Source organism: Haemophilus haemolyticus, from assembly GCF_001008275.1.
Taxonomy (GTDB): Bacteria; Pseudomonadota; Gammaproteobacteria; order Enterobacterales; family Pasteurellaceae; genus Haemophilus; species Haemophilus haemolyticus_P.
Genome location: NZ_LCTH01000057.1, coordinates 135,112 through 153,135, shown reverse-complemented (window position 1 = coordinate 153,135; position 18,024 = coordinate 135,112). Strand labels below are relative to the sequence as shown.

Sequence of the window (18,024 nt, the reverse complement as noted above, 5' to 3'; positions counted from 1 at the left end):
AATAACAACCCCTTTCTTTTTAATTCTGCAATGATTTTTTCTTGTTTTCTTAGGCTTTTCATTGCTGCCCTATATCTTGCACGCCTTACTTTTGGCGGTGGTTGATCAAACCAACCCATAAGAAAAGATACAACTACAACAATTAAAAACACAACCCCCCAAAATGTAGGTTGATAAAGAATAGACATTATCAACACTAAAAAGCAGGGCATTAATAACCAAACTAGCATATTTAACCCCTTAATAAATTACAGACGGCTCAACAAATAAATCTAATTTAATGCCTTTAAGATTAAATCTTTCACGATACAGGCGGATAGCTTCTCTTTTAGAATATCCGCTAAATTTTACGCTATGATAGTGATAATCAGTGCCGTTTACTGTTCTATATGCAAAAATTTTGTAAGTTTTCATTTATTACCCCTTTTTATTTAGATAGATATTCATCACGTTCTTTTGTTAATTCCGCTACAAGTGGTGCTAAAAATTCTTTAAAATCCATTCCGAAAAAATGCAGAATGTTAGCTTTTATTTGCGCATTGTTTGCATAATATCCCGCAGGAATAAACGGCTTTAATGCAAGAATGACGCTATAAAATGCAGCGGAGTGCGCTTTTACTCTTTTTGATGACATGAAATTTTTATAATAATTATAATCGTTATTTTCAAAAATTAGCATTAATTCTTCTAATTTTTCTTTATAGCTTTTATTTTCAAAATAACATTCGTGCATTTTATCACTTCTTAATATAGGATTTTAATGTTTGTTCCACTTCATAAATCCAATCCAACTCATGCTGCGTGAAACCCGCTTGAATACGTGCATCGGTATTAATGACACCTTTAAAAATCACAATACGATATTTGTGTAACAGCTCAGTAAAGCATTTCATCGCATCCAAACCACGTTTTTTAGAAAGGGCGTGATACCAATGATTGCCGATATACACATGGCCAATTTCATCGCGCAAAATAATATCCAAAATGTTCACTGCGGCAAAATCTTTACGTTGTGCGATTTTCTCTTGTAGAACGGGGGTTGCATCGAGGCCCCGTGCTTCTAATACACGAGGAACTAACGCCATTCGTTCCCAAATATCGTGAGCGGTGGCTTGCGCCATTTCCCATAATCCAGCATGGGCTTCAAAATCACCATATTGATAACCCAATGTTTTCAAATGTTCATTGACTAAGGAAAAGTGCGTGCTTTCTTCACGAGCGACACACAACCAATCTTTCACAAAAGCCAAACCATTGCCAAGTTCTTCTTGTGCATTCCGCCCGAATCGCCAAGCCGCATCTAAGCCTAAATTAATCGCATTAAACTCAATATGTGCGATAGCGTGCAATGTGGCTGCATAGCCTTCTTCTGTGGCAAAAGAACGTTTGGGCACATCTTTCGGTGCAACTAAGAGCGGTTTTTCAGGAAAAGCGGCAATATTATCTTGCGGTACGACTTCGGGAAAATCTTCTAATTTTATCAGCTGAATTTGTGGCAGAAGATTATCGTAGAGATCATTGACTAAACGACATTTTTCTTGTGGATTTGCTGTTTTCAGTGCGGTTTCAACTTGTTGCCAAAATTGTGTAATAAGTGCAGTCATTTTTTTCTCTCTTATTCGTTAAAACGGATCAAGCCTTCTTGTTGTGTTGTTGCAATTAATTGACCATCTTGCGAGAAAATCTGCCCTCGTGCCAAACCACGACCACCAAACGCATTATTGCTTTCAATTGCGTGCAAATGCCAGTGATTTAAATCAAACGGACGATGGAACCAAATACTGTGATCAATGGTTGCCACTTTCATTCCTTTTTGTAAAAAGCCTTTTTCGTGCGGATGAAGTGCGGTCAAAATACAGTGAAAATCGGAAAAATAAGCCAATAAACATTGCTGAATTTTTATATCAAGCGGCGTTTCACCATTGGTTTTAAACCACGAATATTGCTCCGCAGGCAATTTTGTCCCGTTAAACGGGTTATTCAAATATTTGGTACGTACCTCAAATGGACGCTCTGCTGCAAATTTTTCATTGAGTGGTTCTGGCAAGGTTTGAGCTACTTTTTGTAGCATCACATTTTCATCCGTAAAGTCTTCAGGTGCGCCAGCATTCGGCATGGTATTTTGATGTTCAAAACCTTTTTCAGGCACTTGAAAAGAAGCGGTTACATGACAAATGGTATTTTTATGTTGAATGGCTTTTACGCGTAATGCAGAAAAATTACGCCCTTCGCGCAAGGTTTCCACATCGTAAATAATCGGATATTGACTGTCTCCAGGGGCGAGAAAATAGGCATGACAAGAATGTAAAATTCGACCTTCTGGCGCCACCTGCATTGCCGCTGATAATGCTTGAGCCACAACTTGCCCACCAAATACTTGGCGAAAACCTAAATCTTGGCTTTCACCACGAAAGATTAAATCATCAATTTTTTCAAGTTTAAGAAGATGAATGAGGTTATTGAGAATATCTGACATATTGCTTTCCTTGAAGATAAGAAAGAGTGCGGTTATTTTAGCGGAGATTTTGGGGAATGCCAAAGTTGGAAACAAAAAGCACGCATTAAAAAATGCGTACTTTTGCTAGCGTGTTAATCAAAGGTGTTTAACTCTTCTCTTCACTTCTTCCTGTTTTCCCGCATTAAATGGGCGGGCATCAGGGCTGCCTAGATAGCCACATACGCGGCGAGTGACAGAAACTTTTGTACTATCGTGATTACCACATTTAGGGCAAACAAAACCTTTACTGGTACATTCAAATTCGCCTGTGAAACCACATTCATAACATTCATCTATCGGTGTGTTGGTGCCGTAATAAGGCACGCGATCGTAGCTATAATCCCACACATCTTCCAATGCTTTTAAGTTGTGTTGAATATTTGGATATTCGCCGTAGCAAATAAAACCGCCGCTGGCGAGTGGGGGATATGCCATTTCAAAATCCAGTTTGTCGTAAGGATTTACTTTCTTTTCTACATCTAAGTGGTAACTGTTCGTGTAGTAGCCCTTATCTGTTACGCCTTCAATCACGCCAAATTTTTTGGTGTCTAGACGGCAGAAGCGGTCGCATAAGTTTTCGCTTGGCGTGGAGTAAAGGCTGAAGGCATAGCCAGTTTCTTTTTGCCAGCGTTTAACTGCCTCGCTAAGATGGCGAACAATCGCAATGCCTTTTTCGCGTAATTGTTCATCATCAAAAATATGCCCTTTGTTATATAGCGCATTAATGGTTTCGTGAATACCGATATAACCGAGCGAAATAGAGGCGCGTCCATTTTTGAAAATTTGTGCCACATTTTCATCCGCTTTTAACCGCACTCCGCATGCCCCTTCCATATAAAGAATGGGGGCAACGCGAGCTTTGGTATTTTCAAGGCGGGCAATACGCGTCATTAATGCTTTTTTCGCAATAGCCAAACGTTCATCTAAAGTGCGGTAGAAATCTTCTTCGTTTTTAGACTCCAACGCGATACGCGGTAAATTCAAACTTACCACACCAAGATTATTACGCCCATCGTGAATTTCGTGGCCATCTTCTTCGTATGCACCTAAAAAGCTACGGCATCCCATAGGGGCTTTAAAAGATCCCGTGACTTTGACAACCTGATCGTAATTGAGAATATCTGGATACATACGTTTTGATGCACATTCCAATGCGAGTTGTTTGATATCGTAATTCGGATCGCCTTGAGTTTGGTTCAAGCCTTTTTTAATAGTGAAAACCAGTTTTGGAAAGACTGGCGTTTTATGATTTTTTCCGAGTCCACGAATACGATTTTTCAAAATAGCTTGCTGAATTAAGCGGGATTGCCAGCTTGTACCTAAACCAAAACCAAAGGTAACAAATGGTGTTTGCCCATTTGAAGTATGTAGTGTATTAACTTCATATTCTAAAGATTGGAAGGCATCGAAACATTCTTTTTCAATCAATGCTTTGGCATAACCTTCAACATCAGGCACATTCCATTCTTGGGCATGTTTGAGGTGTTTTTCATAACTGATTTGTACATAAGGGGAAAGTACTTCATCAATACGGTTAATGGTTGTGCCGCCGTAAATATGGCTGGCAACTTGGGCGATAATTTGTGCTGTCACTGCAGTAGCGGTGCCAATGGATTTAGGGGGTTCGATTTCCGCATTGCCCATTTTGAAACCACGAGAAAGCATCCCTTCTAAATCCACTAACATACAGTTAAACATTGGGAAGAACGGCGCGTAATCTAAATCGTGATAATGAATTTCACCTTTTTCGTGAGCCTCTACTACATCGCGTGGAAGAATATGGTGTTTGGCATAATGTTTTGCCACAATTCCAGCAAGCAAATCACGTTGCGTTGGAATCACTTTCGCGTCTTTATTGGCGTTTTCGTTAAGTAATTCTACGTTGCTTTGTTCAATCAAGCCTTCAATTTCTTTTGTTAGCTGGCTACGTTTTTCTCGCGCTAAATCACGATCATGACGATATTCGATATACGCACGAGCAACCTCGGGATAACGACTTGCCATCAATTTATCTTCAACGATTTTTTGAATCTGATTAATATCAATCTCGCCTTGATGATGGGTGAAAATTTCATTTCCTACTTCTTGCCCAATTTGGTGGCAATAAAATTCATCGGAAATATTGACCGCACTTGCGGCTTTTTTAATGGCATTGATAATACGTTGAATCTCAAACTCGGCACGAGAACCATCGCGCTTGATGATCCCAAAGTTACTCATGATATAGCTCCAATATATAGTGTTTTTGAAATGCGGATTGCACTATATATAGATCTAAAAAGATAATCAACACACAATATGTAGTGTTTTTAGGCGTTTTGTTGTAAGAGGATTTTGTTAAAGATTGATTTTATTAGAAAAATATCAAATTAAGTTGTTGAGAACTTTTCTCAAATATTTTTTGATTTTGTGAGCGAGATCAAAGTTTTGATTTTTTAAATGGAGGGAGAGGGTAAACAATAAAATTAATCATATAATTTTTATGCTTGAGCTTGGTAAAGGTTTTGTCCTTGTGTCTCGTATCGTGCGAACCAAGCAGCGGAAGTAGTACTTGATCCTCATTGCAACTATTGGTTGCAAGTGGTCAAAGGCAGTTTAATCGTAAATGGCGTGGAATTAAATGGCTGTGATGCGATGGCGGTGAGCCAGGAAACATTGCTTGAATTGCAAACGGTCGGTGAAGTGGAATTTTTGTTGTTTGGTTTGAGATAGTAAGATTTTTTCTAAAAAATACCGCTTGTATTATGCTTACAAGCGGTGGGATTTTAAGAGAAATCAGCTATCTGAATATACGTTTTACATCGCAAGTTTCGCCATTTTGGAAGATAAGTTTGTTATCGTAAGAATATTGCTCGTAAGATAAAACCGCCTCATCTCCTCGAGCATATTCATGACAGAATTCAGTTTCAATATAAATTCCATCAGTAGTACGATACAAATTGGAATCCAATCTTGTTATTTCAATTTTATAAAATTCAGCTATGGCAATGGCAGGAATTGCTAATAAACCTAAATATAATAATTTGTTTTTGTAGAACATTTTAATTCTCCATTATTCTTGATAATTAACCCATTGTGCCTGCCTATTGATGTAGCCAGTATGCCCATTGTAAGTAATTTTGGTTACGCCATTTTTAAAAACACCCCATATAACATCATCTAATGTCGGTGAAATTACCCAAGCTCCATTTTTATCAATAAAACCCCATTTGCCACCTTGACAGTTGTTACCGTATCCTGTTTCAGAGACAGCAGCTAAGCCTTCGCTGAAATACCATACGCAGGAAAATTTAGGATAAATTTGATACTGGCCATTTGTATTAATATAGCCCCATTTCCCATCCGTTGTTTTCACTGCGGCCAAACCATCATAGAAATCAGCGGCATAAGCCCATTGTGGTTTTATTATGAATTGTCCATCTTGATTGATATGCCCCCACAATGCGCCATCTTGATATTTCGCTAAGCCATAACGGAATTTTTTGCCTTTTGCCCTTGCTTTAATCGCATCGATTTCGGCTTTACGTTGTTTGGCTTCTTCGTTTAAACGTGCTTGTTCTTGTGCGTTTGCTTCAGCATCTAATTTGGCTTTTTCTTGGGCAAGAGTTCTCGCTTTTGCTTCCTCCAAAGCGATTTGCTTTGCTTGAACTTTTGCTTGTGCTTCTAATTTCGCTTTTTCTAATGCGACTTTGTCAGCTTTATCTTTCTCGTTTTGTTGTTTCATCAACGCACGAGAACGTTCACATGCCTTTAATTCGCTTTGGTTGCACCCCTCTTCATAATAGAACGTCGCTTTTTCTAAATTAGACTGACTTTCATAAATTTCCCCTAACTTATAAGCAGCCTGCCCATTTTTCTGATTAGCAGATTTTTCTAAAAAAGCGATCGCTCTTTCTTTATTTCCTTCCGCAAGTAATAAAGTAGCAAAGTTGAATTGTGATTCTGCATCGCCATCATTTGCTGCCTTTTCACAGAAAGAAATTGAAAGAGCACGCATTGCCTCATCATTGATTAAGGTTTTACATTGTTCTGCATTTTCATCAGAGCAGGCGGTTAATAATAGCGATGAAAGTAAGCAAACAATTTTTAATTTATTTTGTTTCACTTATTTTCCTCTCTTATTCTTATCTACTTCTAAAGGTAATCTATCAGAAGAGTTTATTTGAGAACGTAATTCGTTGAGTTTTCCTTCTAATTTAGAATTATTACCTTTTAGTTCAGAAATATAATTTTGTTGATTGGTTATAGTATTAGTATTCTCATTTATTGTAGTCTTAAGATTTGAAGATTGAATTCCCATATAAATAAGCAATATTGATAAAACAATCACAATAAACCCCAAAATACCCGATAAAATAATCCAACCTGGTTTGGATACTTTCTGAGGTGGAAGCATCACATTATCCGTTGCAGATTTAATTGCAGATGATATTTTTAAACTGAATTCGGTTAGTTTTTTATCTAAACGCTGATCTATTCGTTGATCTATTGCAGGAGAAACTTCCGAAATAATACCATTTGCAAATTTTGAAAGCTCAGTTCGACCAAATCCAGCTAACTCACGCATTTGATCGGCTTCATAAAGTAGTTTATTTTTTTCTTCCTCAATTTTATTAACTTGTTGTTGGAAGAGAGTTTCTTGCTCTTGAACTTTCTTATTGATAATCTGCTCTTGCTCTTCATTTAAGCGTTTAATTTCATTTATTGCATCCTGATATTTCTTGCTTAACTCTTGAATATAAGAGTGTAAATAATGAATTTCAGACTTATAAGGCGAAACAAAGACATCTAAACTAAATAATTGCGAAGATGAGATTTGTAAACGCTTCATTTGGCGTACTTGTGCAGAAATATGTTCACTTTCTGTAAAGAAGATATCTTTATATTGATAATATAATCCGCTTGCTATCAAGTATTCTGCCACTTTTAACGCCTCATTTTTTTGGCAGTGAATAAATAAAAAATCAGATGGAGGTGTTTTAGTAATGCTATTTTTAACTGGTGCAACAAGTTGAATTTTATCTAATGCTTTGGGTGCTTCAAATGTTTTACCTGTAATACTGGTATGATAAGCCTTTTTCTCGTTGTCAATAAAGTGAGTCATTTGATAAATACTTAATTGACGAAGACCAGAAAAAATATCTTTTATGCTGTTAGGCGAAAATGAGGCATTAGCCGTTTCAATAAAGCTACCAAAATAAGTGCCTGCCCGGCTTTGCCCTTGCTCATAAATAGAAAAGTATTCCGCAAAGCCCCAAATTGTCGCATTTTGTTCAATACGACTGACTAACGCATATAAAGGCTCGTTATCATCCGATTTAGGAGAAGGCAAGCAGCCTCCTAAATCTTGTGCTAACTCAAAAGCTGTTTTGCCTAATTTAAGTTGTTCATCAATTCCATCACTTGTGAATTGGCGACCCGCTGGGGTTCCCACTAATCCCCAGCCTAAGTATTGTTTAAAATTTTGTTCTTGTGCCATTATGCTTTCCCACTAAACCAACGCTTAAATTTATCCCAACAATTCAGTTCTTTTACGGGTGAAACTCCCATACCTTCTTTATATAACCAATTAAAGAATTTTTCTGGACATTCTTTATCAAATTCCGTTAATAAATCTGAATTGACTGAAAATTTACCCATTCGATAAAAAATCGTTTTATTATTTGGCGATTCATTAAAGAAACTATTTGCAAAAGCTGGAATTTTTTCTAATGCATAAAGCATAGGATCGTAACCATTATGTTCAACCGCAGCCATATCTCCAGCAAAGATTTTATCCGCTTTAGAAAGCAGTAAAGCTTTTGGAAATTGCTTATCTTGACTGCTTTGAATATATTGAATTTTGGTAAAGACTTCGCTCAATACATTCATTTGTGGAATTTTGCCGTTATCTGATAAGGATTGATCGTAAACAAAGGCAATTTTGGTTTTTACATTTGACTCTAAAATAGCGGTTAAATAATTTGGCAACATACCCGATTTATTTTTATCTCGACTATGGAATGCTTCTTCTGAATGTTCGCCTGAGGCATCTACAAATACGATCTCAATCGGTGGCTTAGCTTTATCCGTTGGCGTAAAAGAAATATGCATTTCAAAGTATTGTTTGGTATCAGTACTGGTTAATTTTTTCGTGCCAACAATACCATTAAACCTGTCTTGTAATTGATAGAATAATTCTTCTTCACTTTCAGTCGTCCTGTCGGTTTGTAGGTAGACCACGCCACCAATATAATTTTTCATATAGTGAAGCACGCTACCAATAATCCATGTTTTACCCGAAGCTGGGCTACCGAAGAATAAAACATAGTGTTTGTTATCTGCATTTTCATTCAACGCTTTAACACGTTCATGATATTCTTCATCAGATAATTCTTTCACTTCACGTTTATCCAATTTTGCCTGTTTATTGATTGGTGTATGCGTGTAGTTTGAATTAAATTCTGGTAATGGCTCAAAAGCGGCAAATTCATTTTTTTCGATGACAGGTTCTTCCGTTACGAAATCAAGCGGTGGATTTTCTTTCTTACTTTGCTCTGTTTTTTCTAAATCAACGGGAAAAGAGGTTTCTTCTGTTGACGGTTTTGTTGTTTGCTCTTCGGTTTCAAATGGATTCTTTAACATGCTGCCTCCTACATTGAACGACCAGAATGAATTACTTGTGCAGGTTCTTTTTCGTTACGACCGAAGAACACGAGTAAACTTAATACTACCGCCCAGTCGATAAAGAAACATACAATTACAAATAGGAATGCAATAAATGGTTCATTGGTAAATGCAGACTTAAATGAAAATGCAATTTTTCCTACTTCTTGGTTTTCAGAAACCACGTTTTCAAAATTAAATTTAGTTCTATCCTCGTCTTTGAGAGCTTCTTTTGTATTTGTGATAATAGTATTAATTGTACTTACGGTGTCTAAATTCATCTGTTTAGCCTGTTTATTAAAGTTATCAGATGCACCAACTGAGATGTATTTTTCTAACAAACGATTAATACTTTCCATTGTTTTTCGCTCTTTTTCGTTATTTTCTTTACGAATATCAAATGTTGCTCGATGATTATCTGTAACAAATTTCTTATATGCAGATTGATCAATAATAGCTTTATATCGTTTTGCTAATTGTTCTGGCGTTTGTCCATTTGTACCAAAGTTGGTAATTTTGCCATCTAACATACTTTCAATTTCAGCAATTAATTCTAAAGCACGTTTACCTAAACCAGGACGAGCAGGATCGGTAATTTGGCTGACTAATTGTTGAGTTAAATCATCAATTTTATTCAGTTTTTGACTGACTTCTGGATCGTAATTATCAAGTGCTTTATTCGAAGCGCTTAGCACTTTGTTCAACTCTTCTTTATGTTGGTTTAATTCATTTACATAAAGTTGGCTTTCTTGGTAGTTTGTGTAGATTGCATTAAAATTTCCTGTAAAAGAAAATAGTGAAAAGCAAAAGTAGGTAATCAAAAAGCCTAAAACAGGCAGATTATTTAGACGACGGTTACCGATTAAGATGGTAAAACCATATAAGAGCATTGTGATTGCGGCAGAAAATCCCCAAGCAATTTCTGTACCAAATAAATCTTTAAATCCGTTCCCCGTTTCCCAGAAACTAATCGTCATAAAAACAAATAAAGGAATATGTACCCAGCCAGGCAGTTTTTTTGTTGTTGGTTTCATTATGTAATGACCTTAAAAATATCGATGTGAATTGAGTGTAAATCATACCAATAATGAGCAAAAAAAAAACAACTTCGACCACGAGTTGTAAATTTTACATATAAAAAACCGCTTGTAGAAAAATACTACAAGCGGTGAAATTTTGAGATTATTTTACAAGATTTAAGTCTTGATGCTTTTTATGCTTTCGCTTTTCTTGCCAAAATGCAGTTTGCATATTCTGCGGCTGCGTTCCAAATCCCCGTTAAAGTAAGGATGCCCGCAGTCACAATAATCGCACTGATGATATAAGAAGAGGTGTAAGTACCGTTTTCTTTATGCCATTCAATGTTTTTGCCACTATTTTGCCTTCAGGGTTTTTGTGAAGGAGTATGGACGCTCAAAGTCGTGTTCTTCTTCGATAAAGGTAGGGCAATGATTTTAGCAACAAATTTAACAAACGCATTCAATACACTCACAGAGATCTCATTGAGAGTAGTAAAAGGAATGAGATTATTGCATATTCATTGGTGGATATAAAAAACGGACGAAAATTCGTCCGCTCTTTTTTATCTTATGGCTTAAGCTGCCACCATTACCATCGCTGGGCGAATGACTCGACCATTTAAGGTGTAGCCTTTTTGCAATACGACGCTAATTTGATTGGTTTCAAAGCCTTCAGCAGGTTGCATTGAAATGGCTTGATGTAAATCAGGATTAAATGCTTCACCGACAACCCCCACAGCTTCTATACCAAAACGACCAACGGTTGAAACTAATTCTTTTAAGGTCAGTTCTACGCCGTCAAATAACGCTTTTACGCTTTCATCTTCTTTATTTGCTGGAGTAGCAAGCGCACGCTCTAGGTTATCGATAGTATTCAAAATGTCTTTTGAGAATTTTTCCAAGGCGAATTTATGTGCTTTTTCTACGTCTTGTTTAGTTCGACGACGAAGGTTTTCAATTTCAGCACGAGAGCGAAGTAAAATGTCCTGTTCTTTGTTTGCAGCTTCTTCTATTTGAGTTTTTAGCTGCTCTTCAAGCTCTTGCACTCGGGCAATCGCTTCTTCTAAAGGATCAAGTTCTTGAGAAGGCTCTGTTTGTTGTATTTCTTCCACAACAGCGTCTTCTTGCTTTTCTACTTCTGGGGTTTCAATTTTTTGTTCTTGTTCTGACATTTTTTTCTCCGTAAATACAAAATTCGCCATAGTCGTTAGCTATAGTCTAACAAAAAACTATATAATGACGAAAATGTTAAATTCAAGTGCGGTTTATTTTATGAATAATTTATATCGTTCCTTTAAAACCATTGGACTTGTAGGAAAACCTAGAAATGACATTAACCTACAAATGCACAAAAATTTGTTTCACTGGTTAACGGAACGTGGCTATCAAGTAATGATGGAAAAAGATGTTGCTGAAAAACTGGGGCTTCCTGCAGAAAATCTCGCAACACTTGATGAAATTGGTTGCCAAGCACAGTTGGTTATCGTGATTGGTGGGGATGGTAATATGCTCGGGCGTGCTCGTGTATTAGCAAAATATGATATTCCATTGATTGGTATTAACCGTGGTAATTTGGGATTTTTAACAGATATTGACCCGAAAAATGCCTATGCTCAACTTGAAGCTTGTTTAGAACGAGGTGAATTCTTCGTGGAAGAACGTTTTTTATTGGAAGCAAAAATTGAGCGTGCAGGTGAAATTGTATCGACAGGGAATGCAGTAAATGAGGCAGTTATTCACCCTGCAAAAATTGCACATATGATCGATTTTCATGTGTATATCAATGATAAGTTTGCCTTTTCACAACGTTCTGATGGATTAATTGTTTCTACTCCAACAGGCTCTACAGCGTATTCTCTTTCCGCTGGTGGACCTATTTTGACACCAAACCTTAATGCCATTGCGTTAGTGCCAATGTTTCCACATACATTAACTTCTCGTCCTCTTGTTATTGATGGTGATAGCAAAATATCGATTCGTTTTGCTGAACATAATACATCTCAATTAGAGGTGGGCTGTGATAGTCAAATAGCCTTACCTTTTACGCCTGATGACGTAGTACATATTCAAAAAAGCGAGCATAAACTCCGATTGCTTCACCTAAAAAATTATAATTATTACAATGTATTAAGTACCAAATTAGGTTGGTTGAAATCATTTTAATTTTTATAAAAAAGCATAGTAGAAACGCATCATTAAAATACTGTAAAAAAATTCTTTACTGTAGATTAAATCAGTTGTAATATGATGGATATACAGTTAAAGGATTTTACTATGCTTACTCAACTTACTATCAATAATTTTGCGATTGTTCGCCAGCTTGATATCGAATTGGCGAAAGGAATGTCTGTAATTACTGGGGAAACTGGGGCTGGAAAATCTATCGCCATTGATGCTTTAGGTTTATGTTTCGGACAAAGAGTAGAAACCTCAATGGTACGCGAAGGGCAAGAACGTGCAGAAATTTGTGCAACTTTCCAACTAGAATCGCATAATCCTGCTTATCAATGGTTGAATGAGCAAGAATTGCAAGATCCAGATAATCCCTCTGAGTGTATTTTGCGTCGTGTGATTAATGCAGACGGACGTTCTAAAGCTTTTATTAATAGCACTCCTGTATCCGCTTCTCAATTAAAAGAAATTGGTCAATATCTTGTTCATATTAATGGGCAGCACGCTTCTCAATTATTGCTAAAAAATGACTATCAGCTTCAGTTAGTTGATAATTTTGCCTCTCATCCTGAATTACTTGTGAAAATGCGTGAAGATTATCAGGCGTGGAAAAATCTTCAAAATCGAGTTAAAACCTTTCAACAAAAAGTGGCAGAAAATGAAGCACGTAAACAACTTTTACAGTATCAAGTGGATGAGTTAGATGAGTTTAACCTTCGACCAAATGAATATTTGGAATTAGAAGATGAACAGCGTCGTTTATCTAGCAGTGAACAGTTAACTCAACTTTCTCAATCAGCCCTGCAAATTTTAAGTGAAAATGATACGGTAAATATCGATAGCTTGCTTTATCGTGCGACACAATATATTGATGAATTGGCTGAACTTGATCCGCAATATGCTGAAGTGCAAAGTATGTTGAGCGATGCGTTGATTCAAGTGCAAGAAGCAACTAGTGAAGTGAGAAATTTATCAAGTAATATCGAGCAAGATCCTCAACTTTTACAGGAAATCGAACAAAGAATTAGTCAGGCTTTACAACTTGCTCGTAAACATCAGGTTAAACCTGAAGATCTTGTGGAACATCACAAAAAATTAAAAGCAGAATTAACCGCACTTTTAGATTTTTCTGAAAGTGAAGAGATGTTAATTGAGCAAGAAAAACTCGCATTTGAACAAATGCAAGCAACGGCTACATCATTAACAGCAAGTCGTCAGCAATCTGCGGTTCGCTTAGCGCAGAATGTCACGCAGTCTATAAAACAACTTGCAATGGAAAATGCTGAATTTTATGTAGAGTTGAATACGGATTTAGATAAAGTAGGATCAAACGGTGCGGATAATGTGATTTTTACTTTGCGTAGTAATTTAGGGCAACAACCTCAACCGTTAGCTAAAATTGCCTCTGGTGGTGAGCTTTCTCGTATTTCTTTGGCGATTCAAGTTTTAACTTCTGATCAATCGGCTATTCCAACGTTAATTTTCGATGAAGTGGATGTGGGCATTAGCGGAAAAACAGCAAGTGTTGTTGGAAAACTCTTACGTCAATTAAGTGAACGTTGCCAAGTATTATGCGTAACTCACTTGCCACAGGTTGCTTGTCATGGCCACCATCAGTTCAATGTAGAAAAATTTACTGTGGATAATAAAACCGAAACACAAATGACCGCACTTTCACAAGCTGAACGTGTACCGGCCTTGGCAAGACTCTTGGGCGGTAGTGAAATTACAGAATTAGCCTTAGCCAATGCTCAGGAAATGCTAGATTTAGTTCATTAAAAATAGGATTTCATTACTATTTTATGAACTAAATAGCTTATCCCAAAATGCTTGAATAAATGACCGCTCTTTGACAAATTCAGTTTCATCCACAACGGAGGATTTACCTATCAAACTCAAATGATGAATAGCATTGCGTAAATCGACATAACATTGTTTTAAGGTGTCGCAGTCTGTTTGACTAATAATTTGAGCCTCTGCCATATCATCAAAAATGCGAACATTGTCTGACCATTTTGTTAGTTGTGGGTTTTGCGGAGCATTGGCAAGCATTAAATATTGAGCGATAAATTCAATATCAGTGATACCTCCGCGATCTGTTTTAAGGTTTAATTCACCATCTTTTGAATGAGACAAATGTGTGAACATTTTTTCTCGCATCTCCACAACATCTCGCTTTAATTGCTCAATATCTCGTGATGCAGAAAGTACTTGTTGGCGGATATGCTCAAATTTCGTTTTAAGAGATGATTCACCAAATACTGGGCGAGCACGCACAAGCGCTTGTTTTTCCCATGTCCAAGCTTCATTTAATTGATAATGGGCAAATGCAGAAAGAGAGCAGCCAATTAAGCCAGCATCGCCAGACGGGCGTAGGCGCATATCAGCCTCATAAAGTACGCCAGCGGAAGTATTTATGCTGAAAATACTTACAATCTTTTGTGCCAAGCGTAGGTAAAATTGATTGCTATCAATCACTTTTTTTCCACCTGTTGTTTGACTTTCTACGGCATCGTACAAAAATACGAGGTCTAAATCGGATTTATAACCGAGTTCAATACCACCCAGTTTTCCATAACCAATCACTAAAAATCCTTTTTCATCATTTTGTAAATGTTCAGGTACGCCAAATCTAGATGAAACTTGTTTCCAAGCTAGATTCACAACGACTTCAATAATCGCTTCGGCAAGATAGGTTAAATGATCGCTTACCTTCATCACCGGTAATGCCCCCAATATATCTGCTGCGGCCACTTTTAATAGGGTTGCTTGTTTAAATTGACGTAAAGCATCAATAAGCTGTTCTTCATCATCAGGTGGTAAACGAAGCAAATATTGGTGTAACTCTGCAGGATATTGGGTAAATGGCAACGGATGGCGTAGCGCTTCTGTATTAAGCAATTCATCTAATAAGATAGGGTGGCGAGCAAGTTGTTCTGAAATAAGTTGAGACTGTGCACAAAGTTCAATAACTTGCTTAAGGGCACGAGGATTTTCCAATAATAATTCTAAATAAGTCGTGCGACTCGAAATTTTTTCAATAATGTTCAGAATCCGTGGAAGCAAAGTGTGGTAATTTTCTTGCTGAAAAATGAGTGCAAGTACTATTGGCATTAAATGGCTCAAAACATCACGCCCACGCGAACCAATCACTCTGTGATTTAGGCTGTCTTTGAATTGGGCAAGCTTTTCTAAAACTTCATCAATATTATTTTCTGATACACCACTCTCTAATAATGTTTGTTCAATATCCTCAAAATCTGATTCTAAAAAATCTTGCCATTGGCTATCAGTTTGTGAAGGCTCATCTTGTTCATCACCGATTAATTGAGTAAATACTGCCCGCACTTTTTCTTGTTTTTGTTGTAAAGTGCGGTAAAAATCGTCCCAATTTTCTATTGGATAATGTTTTTCAATGGTTTGATTATTTTCATTTAAACAGGTGAATGTTTTGCATGCCTCGACTAAACGAATTTGATCTATTTCATCGGTTGGTAGTGTTTGAGTTTGTTGATCGTTAATAGCTTGTAGAATGTTTTCTACACGGCGTAAAAAAATATAACTTTCACGTAAATCGTGGAATTGTTGCTCGGTAATTAATCCTAGTCTGGTAATTTCAGGCAAGATCTTTAAGAGTGAATGTTGTTGTAGATTGATTTCTCGCCCTCCTCGAATGAGTTGAAAAACTTGCACGATAAATTCGACTTCACGAATCCCCCCTGCACCCAGTTTAATGTTATCTTTCAAACCTAGACGGCGCACTTCTCGCTCAATTTTGCCTTTCATTTCGCGTAAAGATTGAATCACACTAAAGTCGATGTAACGGCGATAGACAAAAGGGCGTAACATTTTTTGCAATTTTGAAACGTTGGGATCCTTTGTTTGTGCGCCCAATATTCGCCCTTTGATCATGGCATAGCGTTCCCAATCTCGACCTTGATCTTGATAATATTGTTCCATTGCCGCAAAGCTGAGAACAAGCGCACCGCTGTCACCAAATGGGCGCAATCGCATATCGGTTCGATACACAAAACCATCAGAGGTAAATTCATCTAAGGCAGAAATAAGGCGTTGTCCTAAACGCGTAAAAAATTTTCCATTATCCACAGAACGTAGAGCATTCCTATTTTCAATAGACGTTTCCCCTTGTGATGGATAAGTGAAAATTAAATCAATATCTGAGGAAAAATTGAGTTCAAAGCCGCCTAGTTTCCCCATTCCTAGGATATAAAGCAGTTGCGGATTACCTTGTTCATCCATTGGCGTGCCCATCTCCGCACAGGCTTGATGATAAAGCCAATCGCGAGCAGCGATAATTAAACTTTCTGCAAGTTGTGAAAGCTGAACAAAAATTTCTTCTACAGTGGCAAGATTCAAACTTTGACAAAAACTTAATTTTGCCATTTCAATGTTACGGAATTGGCGTAATGTTTGATAGAGTGCGGTTTCGCCATGTACATTGGCTAACTCTCTATTCAAACGTTCAATATAGGCAGAGCAATCTGCAAAACAGGGCGCTTTATCCCACCATTGTTTCACTAAGTGCGGGGATTTTTGCAAGACTTTTTCCACAAAGTCAGACATTGCCATAGCATAGCCTAATTGATGAGCAGGCTGCTCAGGATGAGTTGAATTTTGTTGAATGGTGTCGCGAATTTTTTCTGGGGAAAGTTCTGGAAAAGATTGGCACAGAATTGTGCCAAAAGATTGTAATTTTTGTTCAATGAGGGCAGAAAGTGCGGTCATTTTTTCTAACCTTTTTGATAGGAATCTAAGTGACGTAATATGGTTTCTTTCGCTTGTTTAGGTTGTAAACTATCCAGCCATTGTATTGGCGTTTTCCAACCGCGCAGCCAAGTGAGCTGGCGTTTTGCAAGTTGGCGTGTTGCACAAATACCACGGAAAATCATTTCTTCATGATCGTAATCGCCTTGCAAATATTCCCACATTTGACGATAGCCCACGCAGCGAATCGACGGTAGATTAATATTTAAATCACCACGCGCATAAAGTTTCTCCACTTCTGCTTGAAAGCCCAGTTCAATCATTTTATGAAAACGTTGTTCAATGCGGTCATGCAAAATATGACGATCTTGCGGCGCAATTGCAAATTGCACAAAATCATAAGGCAAGGCTTCGCCTTTTTCTTCCGTCAGCTCTGTGAGTGATTTTCCCGTGATATAAAAAACCTCTAAAGCACGATTGATTCGTTGAGAATCACTTGGATTAATTCGGGCGGCAGAAATAGGATCGATTTTGGCGAGTTCTGTATGTAATGCAGCCCAACCTTGTTGAGCCGCTTTTTGTTCAAGCTCGGCGCGAATATTTTCATCAGCAGAAGGCAAGGGCGAAAGCCCTTCGATTAAGGATTTATAATACAACATCGTACCGCCCACTAGTAACGGAATTTTGCCTTGTGCAGTAATATCTGCCATTTCTCGTAGCGCATCGGCGCGAAAATTCATTGCGGAATAGCTTCCTGACGGATCTAAAATATCGATCAATCGGTGAGGCGCAAGCTCAAGCTCTTCTTTTGATGGTTTCGCTGTGCCAATATCCATTCCCTTATAAATGAGTGCTGAATCCACACTAATCACTTCGACTGGAAGTTGGTTTCGTAGTTGAATGGCTAAATCTGTTTTACCTGAGGCTGTAGGGCCCATTAAAAAAATTGCAGTTGGTTTCATGAAG

At 37.5% G+C, this 18,024-nt stretch carries 16 protein-coding genes and 2 pseudogenes; 3 read left to right on the top strand and 15 right to left on the bottom strand.

Translation table 11 applies throughout. The features are described 5' to 3' along the window. From AAX15_RS08730 to nrdD, 6 genes are all read right to left on the bottom strand, one after another. On the bottom strand, positions 1-230 hold a 230-nt coding region (locus AAX15_RS08730; protein WP_046940087.1), incomplete at its 3' end, for a hypothetical protein. Between the two features lie 10 nt (positions 231-240). Continuing rightward, the gene (locus tag AAX15_RS09475; protein WP_155397828.1) at positions 241-414 is read right to left on the bottom strand and encodes a hypothetical protein; all 174 of its coding nucleotides are present in this window, start codon (positions 412-414) and stop codon (positions 241-243) included. Positions 415-427: 13 nt separating this feature from the next. Then, entirely contained in the window at positions 428-733 is a 306-nt protein-coding gene (locus tag AAX15_RS08725; RefSeq protein ID WP_046940086.1) for a hypothetical protein, read from the bottom strand. A gap of 4 nt (positions 734-737) precedes the next feature. Next, positions 738-1,604, bottom strand: coding sequence for a ferritin-like domain-containing protein (locus AAX15_RS08720; RefSeq protein WP_046940085.1), 867 nt, complete (start codon positions 1,602-1,604; stop codon positions 738-740). An 11-nt stretch (positions 1,605-1,615) separates the two neighbouring features. Beyond that, positions 1,616-2,476 carry an acyl-CoA thioesterase II gene (gene tesB / locus AAX15_RS08715; protein WP_046940084.1) on the bottom strand — a complete coding sequence of 287 codons (861 nt, stop codon included), beginning with the start codon at positions 2,474-2,476 and terminating at the stop codon, positions 1,616-1,618. A 117-nt stretch (positions 2,477-2,593) separates the two neighbouring features. Then, a complete protein-coding gene (gene nrdD, locus AAX15_RS08710; protein ID WP_046940083.1) occupies positions 2,594-4,717 on the bottom strand; it encodes an anaerobic ribonucleoside-triphosphate reductase in 2,124 nt (707 codons plus the stop codon). A gap of 315 nt (positions 4,718-5,032) precedes the next feature. Between nrdD and AAX15_RS09385 the strand changes: the two are divergent. Next, positions 5,033-5,209 (top strand): annotated as a pseudogene (locus AAX15_RS09385) (pirin family protein); the annotation flags it as partial. Between the two features lie 67 nt (positions 5,210-5,276). On the opposite strand, the gene AAX15_RS08705 reads toward AAX15_RS09385, so the two are convergent. The 7 genes and pseudogenes from AAX15_RS08705 to grpE all read right to left on the bottom strand — a co-directional run bounded on the left by AAX15_RS08705 (position 5,277) and on the right by grpE (position 11,333). Then, positions 5,277-5,537, bottom strand: a complete 261-nt coding sequence (locus AAX15_RS08705; protein ID WP_046940082.1) for a hypothetical protein — start codon at positions 5,535-5,537, stop codon at positions 5,277-5,279. Positions 5,538-5,549: 12 nt separating this feature from the next. Continuing rightward, the gene (locus AAX15_RS08700; protein WP_046940081.1) at positions 5,550-6,602 is read right to left on the bottom strand and encodes a WG repeat-containing protein; all 1,053 of its coding nucleotides are present in this window, start codon (positions 6,600-6,602) and stop codon (positions 5,550-5,552) included. Next, positions 6,603-7,976, bottom strand: a complete 1,374-nt coding sequence (locus AAX15_RS08695) for a hypothetical protein (RefSeq protein ID WP_046940080.1) — start codon at positions 7,974-7,976, stop codon at positions 6,603-6,605. Continuing rightward, a complete protein-coding gene (locus AAX15_RS08690; protein ID WP_046940079.1) occupies positions 7,976-9,121 on the bottom strand; it encodes a TRAFAC clade GTPase domain-containing protein in 1,146 nt (381 codons plus the stop codon). The genes AAX15_RS08695 and AAX15_RS08690 overlap by 1 nt, the downstream gene beginning before the upstream one ends. An 8-nt stretch (positions 9,122-9,129) precedes the next feature. Beyond that, positions 9,130-10,176: a hypothetical protein gene (locus AAX15_RS08685; protein WP_046940078.1), complete on the bottom strand. Its 1,047-nt coding sequence runs from the start codon at positions 10,174-10,176 to the stop codon at positions 9,130-9,132. A gap of 200 nt (positions 10,177-10,376) precedes the next feature. Beyond that, a pseudogene (locus AAX15_RS09380) lies at positions 10,377-10,543 on the bottom strand (DUF417 family protein); the annotation flags it as partial. 193 nt (positions 10,544-10,736) lie between these two features. Further along, the gene (gene grpE / locus AAX15_RS08680) at positions 10,737-11,333 is read right to left on the bottom strand and encodes a nucleotide exchange factor GrpE (protein ID WP_046940077.1); all 597 of its coding nucleotides are present in this window, start codon (positions 11,331-11,333) and stop codon (positions 10,737-10,739) included. A 100-nt stretch (positions 11,334-11,433) separates the two neighbouring features. Here grpE and AAX15_RS08675 point away from each other — a divergent pair, with 100 nt between their 5' ends. Continuing rightward, positions 11,434-12,324 carry an NAD(+) kinase gene (locus AAX15_RS08675; protein WP_032825633.1) on the top strand — a complete coding sequence of 297 codons (891 nt, stop codon included), beginning with the start codon at positions 11,434-11,436 and terminating at the stop codon, positions 12,322-12,324. A gap of 111 nt (positions 12,325-12,435) precedes the next feature. After that, a complete protein-coding gene (gene recN / locus AAX15_RS08670; protein ID WP_046940076.1) occupies positions 12,436-14,112 on the top strand; it encodes a DNA repair protein RecN in 1,677 nt (558 codons plus the stop codon). A gap of 21 nt (positions 14,113-14,133) precedes the next feature. Here recN and glnE read toward each other — a convergent pair whose 3' ends face one another. Together glnE and miaA are read right to left on the bottom strand one after the other, a co-directional pair. After that, positions 14,134-17,079: a bifunctional [glutamate--ammonia ligase]-adenylyl-L-tyrosine phosphorylase/[glutamate--ammonia-ligase] adenylyltransferase gene (gene glnE, locus AAX15_RS08665; protein WP_046940075.1), complete on the bottom strand. Its 2,946-nt coding sequence runs from the start codon at positions 17,077-17,079 to the stop codon at positions 14,134-14,136. Between the two features lie 5 nt (positions 17,080-17,084). Continuing rightward, the gene (miaA, locus tag AAX15_RS08660) at positions 17,085-18,020 is read right to left on the bottom strand and encodes a tRNA (adenosine(37)-N6)-dimethylallyltransferase MiaA (RefSeq protein WP_046940074.1); all 936 of its coding nucleotides are present in this window, start codon (positions 18,018-18,020) and stop codon (positions 17,085-17,087) included. Positions 18,021-18,024: the final 4 nt, after the last annotated feature.

Coding starts and splice junctions, on each gene's coding strand:
- AAX15_RS09475 (WP_155397828.1), bottom strand. CDS start 414: ATGAAAACTTACAAAATTTTTGCATATAGAACAGTAAACGGCACTGAT.
- AAX15_RS08725 (WP_046940086.1), bottom strand. CDS start 733: ATGCACGAATGTTATTTTGAAAATAAAAGCTATAAAGAAAAATTAGAA.
- AAX15_RS08720 (WP_046940085.1), bottom strand. CDS start 1,604: ATGACTGCACTTATTACACAATTTTGGCAACAAGTTGAAACCGCACTG.
- tesB (WP_046940084.1), bottom strand. CDS start 2,476: ATGTCAGATATTCTCAATAACCTCATTCATCTTCTTAAACTTGAAAAA.
- nrdD (WP_046940083.1), bottom strand. CDS start 4,717: ATGAGTAACTTTGGGATCATCAAGCGCGATGGTTCTCGTGCCGAGTTT.
- AAX15_RS08705 (WP_046940082.1), bottom strand. CDS start 5,537: ATGTTCTACAAAAACAAATTATTATATTTAGGTTTATTAGCAATTCCT.
- AAX15_RS08695 (WP_046940080.1), bottom strand. CDS start 7,976: ATGGCACAAGAACAAAATTTTAAACAATACTTAGGCTGGGGATTAGTG.
- AAX15_RS08690 (WP_046940079.1), bottom strand. CDS start 9,121: ATGTTAAAGAATCCATTTGAAACCGAAGAGCAAACAACAAAACCGTCA.
- AAX15_RS08685 (WP_046940078.1), bottom strand. CDS start 10,176: ATGAAACCAACAACAAAAAAACTGCCTGGCTGGGTACATATTCCTTTA.
- grpE (WP_046940077.1), bottom strand. CDS start 11,333: ATGTCAGAACAAGAACAAAAAATTGAAACCCCAGAAGTAGAAAAGCAA.
- AAX15_RS08675 (WP_032825633.1), top strand. CDS start 11,434: ATGAATAATTTATATCGTTCCTTTAAAACCATTGGACTTGTAGGAAAA.
- recN (WP_046940076.1), top strand. CDS start 12,436: ATGCTTACTCAACTTACTATCAATAATTTTGCGATTGTTCGCCAGCTT.
- glnE (WP_046940075.1), bottom strand. CDS start 17,079: ATGACCGCACTTTCTGCCCTCATTGAACAAAAATTACAATCTTTTGGC.
- miaA (WP_046940074.1), bottom strand. CDS start 18,020: ATGAAACCAACTGCAATTTTTTTAATGGGCCCTACAGCCTCAGGTAAA.